The 5,356-nt window shown below is 73.5% G+C and carries 4 protein-coding genes; 3 read left to right on the forward strand and 1 reads right to left on the reverse strand.

Features of this window, described 5'->3' with window-relative positions:
* The first annotated feature begins 1,782 nt into the window (after positions 1 to 1,782).
* The 3 genes from QH283_RS21800 to QH283_RS21810 are packed head-to-tail and all read left to right on the forward strand — an operon-like array spanning position 1,783 to position 2,730.
* Positions 1,783 to 1,983 carry a DUF4244 domain-containing protein gene (locus QH283_RS21800; RefSeq protein ID WP_280504835.1) on the forward strand — a complete coding sequence of 67 codons (201 nt, stop codon included), beginning with the start codon at positions 1,783 to 1,785 and terminating at the stop codon, positions 1,981 to 1,983.
* A 38-nt stretch (positions 1,984 to 2,021) separates the two neighbouring features.
* The gene (locus QH283_RS21805; protein ID WP_280504836.1) at positions 2,022 to 2,396 is read left to right on the forward strand and encodes a TadE family type IV pilus minor pilin; all 375 of its coding nucleotides are present in this window, start codon (positions 2,022 to 2,024) and stop codon (positions 2,394 to 2,396) included.
* The gene (locus QH283_RS21810) at positions 2,380 to 2,730 is read left to right on the forward strand and encodes an Rv3654c family TadE-like protein (RefSeq protein ID WP_280504833.1); all 351 of its coding nucleotides are present in this window, start codon (positions 2,380 to 2,382) and stop codon (positions 2,728 to 2,730) included. Before QH283_RS21805 ends, QH283_RS21810 begins: the two co-directional genes overlap by 17 nt.
* Positions 2,731 to 2,996: 266 nt before the next feature.
* Here QH283_RS21810 and QH283_RS21815 read toward each other — a convergent pair whose 3' ends face one another.
* Positions 2,997 to 5,354 (reverse strand): DEAD/DEAH box helicase, encoded by a 2,358-nt coding sequence (locus tag QH283_RS21815; RefSeq protein WP_280504834.1) that lies wholly within the window; start codon positions 5,352 to 5,354, stop codon positions 2,997 to 2,999.
* Between the last annotated feature and the right edge of the window lie 2 nt (positions 5,355 to 5,356).

Consider the following 5,356-nt stretch of genomic DNA (forward strand, 5'->3'; position numbering starts at 1 on the left):
ACGGGGCGAGTTTCCCGGCGAGTTGTCCACAGCCCCCGAGTTGTCCACAATCGGCGCTCGGCCACTGTTGATAGCCGGTCGCTTCCGCGACGCTTGCGGCATGCGAATCCCGATCGCCTCGCCGAGCCGCCACCCGCACGCCTCATCGCCCTCCGCGGTTCGAGTGTCGGGTGGATTTCCGGCTGCGCACGAAAGCCGTCCCATGCGATGTCGTCCGCTCCGATGCCGTCCCATCCGATGTCGCCGCGGGCGAATGCGTGCGGGGGGCAGCGTCTTCCGTTACCGCGTCCAGCGGCGTCGCATCCGTTGCCGGTGTGCGGCCTCGGCCGTGGCGACTCTCGCGCCCGGTACCCGTGCCCCTCCCTGTCCCCAACCGTCTCCTCCGCTCCCTCGGTGTGCGCCGCTCATTCCGGCGTGGAGATTCGACGCCTCCCGGAATCCGGGCGCATGCCGCCGTCGACGTCCCGACTCACCCACGCGCGTCACAAGGAAGGAAGGTCCGTGCAGATCAGCAACTCGGCGAGCCGCGCATCCGCGAGGCTCGGCCTCCGAATCATGGTCCGCCGCAGCCACGCCGGCGACTCCCGCCCCGTCCGCCCGCACCCCACCCAAAGCGACCGTCCGCTCGACGAGGACCACAGCGCGGAACCGCCCGGTCGCACCCGCGAGCCCGCCCCACAGGTAGGTCCCGCCCCGCTCGTCGAGTCCGTCGAGACCGAGCCCGCCCCGCAGGCGCGTCAGGCCCCGCTCGTCGCGCGCGCCGAGACCGAGCCCGGTCGCGGACATCCGGGTGCCCCTGGGGAGTCCGGCCGCGCGAGCGTTCCCCCGGTGACGCGCAACCTGCGGGTGGTGGGCGCGAGCGCCTCATCCGAGAGCCCGCACGGGCAGACCACCCCCGCCGCCGAATTCCGACCGTCCATGGCGATCCCGCTCTTCTGGCGTCCCCCACGAATTCCCGCGCCCGCCGCCTCCGCCGGGGACATGACTCCCATCCCAGTCGAAAACGCTCCACTCTCTCCGCAGCCGCAGCCGCAGCCGCAGCCGCAGCCGCAGCCGCAGCCGCAGCCGCAGCCGCAGCCGCAGCCCTTCTCCCAGCCCCGTTCCGACGCGCGAGGCGACCATCCCGTCCCGCCGAGGAGGCCGCCGGTCGGTCCGCTCCAGCCGCTTCCCATGGCTGCGCCCGAACCCCCGCCCCCGATCCCGGAAACCGCCCACGCCCTCTGCGCGGCCTACCACTGCAAGTCCGTCTGTCCTCCCCGAATCGGTGCACACTCGCCCACGGTCGCCGCCGGCTCGCCCCCATTCCGCGATTGCGCCGCCACCCCCGGCTGCCCGGCCGCGGACGCCCCTTCGACGTCGTCCGCGCCGTGCGAGGCGCGGCTCCCAGGGGCGAGTCCGTCGAACCCCACGGGAGTGGCAGCAGCGGCGAAGGCCGCAATGCCGCAGCAGGTGCCGCAGCAGGTGCCGCAGCAGGTGCGAGGACGGCGCCCTGTGTGGCGCAGGCTCCGGCTGTTGCGCCTCGTGGCCCGCCGGCGGTTGTCCCGCACGAGGACGGCGATGCCGGCCGACTGCCTCGCTGTCGTGACGGCGTGGTCCACCGGTCTGCTCGCGGTGCTCGGTGTGCCCCGACGGCCCATGCGCTCTGCCCGCGGTCGAGGCGGAACGGAGTGGCCGAGGAGGGTGGCGGGGAAGCGGATCGCGGGCTGCGGCGCCCGCGCCCGCACGTTCGCGGCCGCGCGGTGGACGAGTGCGCGCCCCCTGCGGCGGAAGGCCTGGTACGTCCTGCGGAGCCTCGCCAGGAAGCTGGCGACCCGGCTGGCCGGGGCGGCCCGCGCCGATGACGGCATGTCGACGGCTGAATACGCCATCGGCACGATCGCGGCGGCCGCGTTCGGGGCGGTGCTCTACGGGGTGGTGACCGGTGACTCCATCGTGGACGCCCTGACCGGGATCATCGACAAAGCGCTGAACACCAGCGTGTGAGCGGGCGGGTGGACGCTCCGGTGGGGCCGGGCGGTCGGATGCGGCGGCGCGGGCGGTTCGCGCGCCGCCTGCGCGCCGACGACGGTGGGGTGACCGTGGAGGCGGCGATCGGCGTCGCGGCGATCGTGGTGGCCGTGGCCCTGTGCCTGGGGGCGGTACTCGCGGCCTCGGCGCAGGTGCGGTGTGTGGACGCGGCACGGGAGGCGGCCCGATTGGCGGCCCGCGGGGATTCCGCGCGGGCCAGGACGGCGGCGGAGCGGGTGGCGCCGCCGGAGGCCGAGATCGCGATACGGCAGGAGGGAGAGTTGATCGTGGCCGAGGTGTCCGCGCGTACACCGTTGTTGCCGGTGCGGCTGCGGGCCGAGGCGGTGGCGGTGCGTGAGCCGGGGGTGGCCGGTGGCCAGGGGCGGTGACCACGGTGGGGCTACGGTGTCGGCCTGCCTCGCGCTGACCGGGCTGATCGCGATCACCTCGATGTTCGTCGGGCTCGGCGCGGTGGTGGTCGCGCGGCATCGGGCACAGGCGGCGGCGGATCTCGGGGCGCTGGCAGGCGCGGGCGCCCTCCAGGGCGGCGCGGAGGACGCGTGCGCCGCCGCAGCGGAGGTGGTGCGGCGGATGACGGCGGTGGTGCGTGCCTGCGAGGTCACCGAATGGCAGGTGTCGCTTGCCGTGGAACGGAAAGTGACCGTCGGTCTGCCGGGTGTGCGAACTGTGCGCGCGGTCGCGCGGGCGGGCCCGGCGGAATAGTACGACTGACCGGTTCGGAATGTTCCACAGTGGGATGAGGTGGTCTGAATGATCGAATAGCGGTGAGCCGATAATTGCGCCGCGGTACCGATTAGGAACGCATTGCGCGAATTCAATTCGAGGCCGCCGAGGGTCATGTATGCATGATCGGCAATGCCGTAGTTAACATGAAAAAATTCCGTTTTATTCGGAGAAGCCCGAGCGGGGCAGGTGCGCCGGAGGCGGTCGCGGGCCAACGTGCGGGGGGTGATCCAGCCCACAGGCAGCTACACGTCCGCCTCCGGGCAGCCGCCGGGCCCGGGGCCGATGTCCGGTCCGCGACCCGCTTCCCGGCTCTGCCCGGCCGGCGTGCCGAGTGCGTCGACCACCGCCCGCAACAGCCGGATCGCCGCGGCCTTGTGGAGGGGACTGTTGCCGTTGCCGCACTTGGGTGACTGGACGCAGGAGGGACAACCGTTAGCGCAGGCACAGGCGGCGATGGCGTCGTGTGTGGCCGCCAGCCAGGGGCGGAGCCGGGCGAAGCCGCGCTCGGCGAAACCCGCGCCGCCGGGCTGGCCGTCGTAGACGAACACCGTGGGCAGGCCGGTGTCGGGATGCTCGGCCGTCGACACCCCGCCGATGTCCCAGCGATCGCAGGTGGCGAACAACGGAAGCAGGCCGATGGCGGCGTGCTCGGCGGCGTGCAGGGCGCCGGGCAGCTCGCGGGGTGAGATGCCGGCGGCTGCGAGGAGCCCGGGCTCGACGGTATAGAGGACGGCCCTGGTGGGCAGGGTGCGCGCGGGCAGGTCGAGTTCGACCATGTCCAGCACCTCGCCGGTGGGCCGGGTGCGCAGATAGCCTGTCACCTGGCCGGTCACGCTGACCTGCGCCAACGCGCTGACAACACCGCCGTGGGCGTGCTCGGCGACGATCTCGTCGACGGCCAGGGTGGTGCGTGAGCGCGCGGTCGTGGTCCAGCCTGGATCGCCCTCGCGGACGAAGGCCACACCGCCGTCGAGGTCGAGTTCCTCCACCACAAAGGTCTCGCCCTGGTGCAGGTGGACCGCGCCCGGGTGCAGGGTGGCGGGTGCGCGCGCGGCGTCTGCGGTGCCGAGCAGGCGGCCGGTGTCGCTGTCGACGATCATCACCGGCGCGCCGATCCCGCCGCGCACGTCGACCTCGTCGTGGGGATGGGTGTGCACGGTGATGTGCCAGCGGCCGGAGCCGGGCCCCTTGCCGGGGCGATGCCGGACCAGGCCCTGCTCCGCCAGGTCGGCGAGCACATCGACGGCCTGGAAGGCCTCCGCCTCGGCGTCGGTGATGGGCAGTTCGGCCGCCGCGCACAGCAGTTGCGGGCCGAGGACGTACGGGTTGGCCGGGTCGGTGATGGTCGCCTCGACCGGCCTGCCGAGCAGGGCGTCCGGGTGGTGCACGAGGTAGGTGTCGAGCGGGTCGTCGGTGGCCACCAGCACCACCAGTGAACCCTGGGTGCGCCGCCCGGCGCGCCCCGCCTGCTGCAGGAACGAGGCCACGGTGCCGGGGAAACCGGCGATGACCACGGCGTCCAGCCCCGCGATGTCCACGCCCAGTTCCAGGGCGTTGGTGGTCGCGGCGCCGAGCAGCGCGCCCTCGGACAGGGCGGCTTCCAGGGCGCGCCGGTCCTCGGCGAGGTAGCCGCCCCGATAGGCCGCCACCCGCTCGACCAGCGCCGGGTCCCGTTCGGCCAGCAGCCTGCGGGTCTCCCGCGAGACCAGTTCGGCGGCGCGGCGCGAGCGCACGAAAGTCAGCGTGCGGGCGCCCTCGGACACCAGCTCGGCCATGATCCTCGCCGCTTCCACGGTGGCCGCGCGGCGGATCGGCGCGCCGTTCTCCCCGCCGGTGCGGCTGACCAGCGGGGGCTCCCAGAGGGCGACGGTCCTGGCGCCGCGCGGTGAACCGTCCTCGGTGACCGCCGCGCACGGGGCCCCGATCAACCGCGACGCCGCGGTGGCCGGGTCGGCGGCGGTCGCCGAGCAGAGCACGAAGACCGGGTCGGCTCCGTAACAGGCGGCGATGCGGCGCAGCCTGCGCAGTACCAGCGCCACATGCGAACCGAAGACGCCCCGGTAGGCGTGGCATTCGTCGACCACGATGTAGCGGAGTCTGCGAAAGACGCGGGCCCAGCGACGGTGCGTGCGAAGCATGCCCACGTGCAGCATGTCGGGGTTGGTGAATATCCAGCGAGCGTTGTCGCGGACCCACTGCCGCACCTCGGCGGGGGTGTCGCCGTCGTAGGCGGCGGGACGGATGTCGCGCAGCGCGCCCTCGTGGGTGAGTTCGGAGACCGCTCGCAGCTGGTCGGCGCCCAGGGCCTTGGTGGGGGACAGATAGATGGCCGTCGCCTTCGGATCCCGGCGCAGGGCGGTGAGCACCGGCAGCTGGTAGCCCAGCGATTTGCCCGAGGCGGTGCCGGTGCTGACGACCACGTGCTTTCCGCTCGCGGCCAGTTCGGCGGTCTCGGTCTGGTGCGACCAGGGTGCGGGCACGCCCGCGGCCGTGAAGGCCGCGACGACCTCCGGGGGCGCCCATCGCGGCCAGCCGGTGGTGGGCGGGGGGGGCGCCCGTTTGTGGGGGGCAAGGGGGAGGGCGGGGTGGGGCGGGGGTATTT

The sequence above is a fragment of the Nocardia farcinica genome (genome assembly GCF_029867845.1).
Classification (GTDB): domain Bacteria; phylum Actinomycetota; class Actinomycetes; order Mycobacteriales; family Mycobacteriaceae; genus Nocardia; species Nocardia farcinica_A.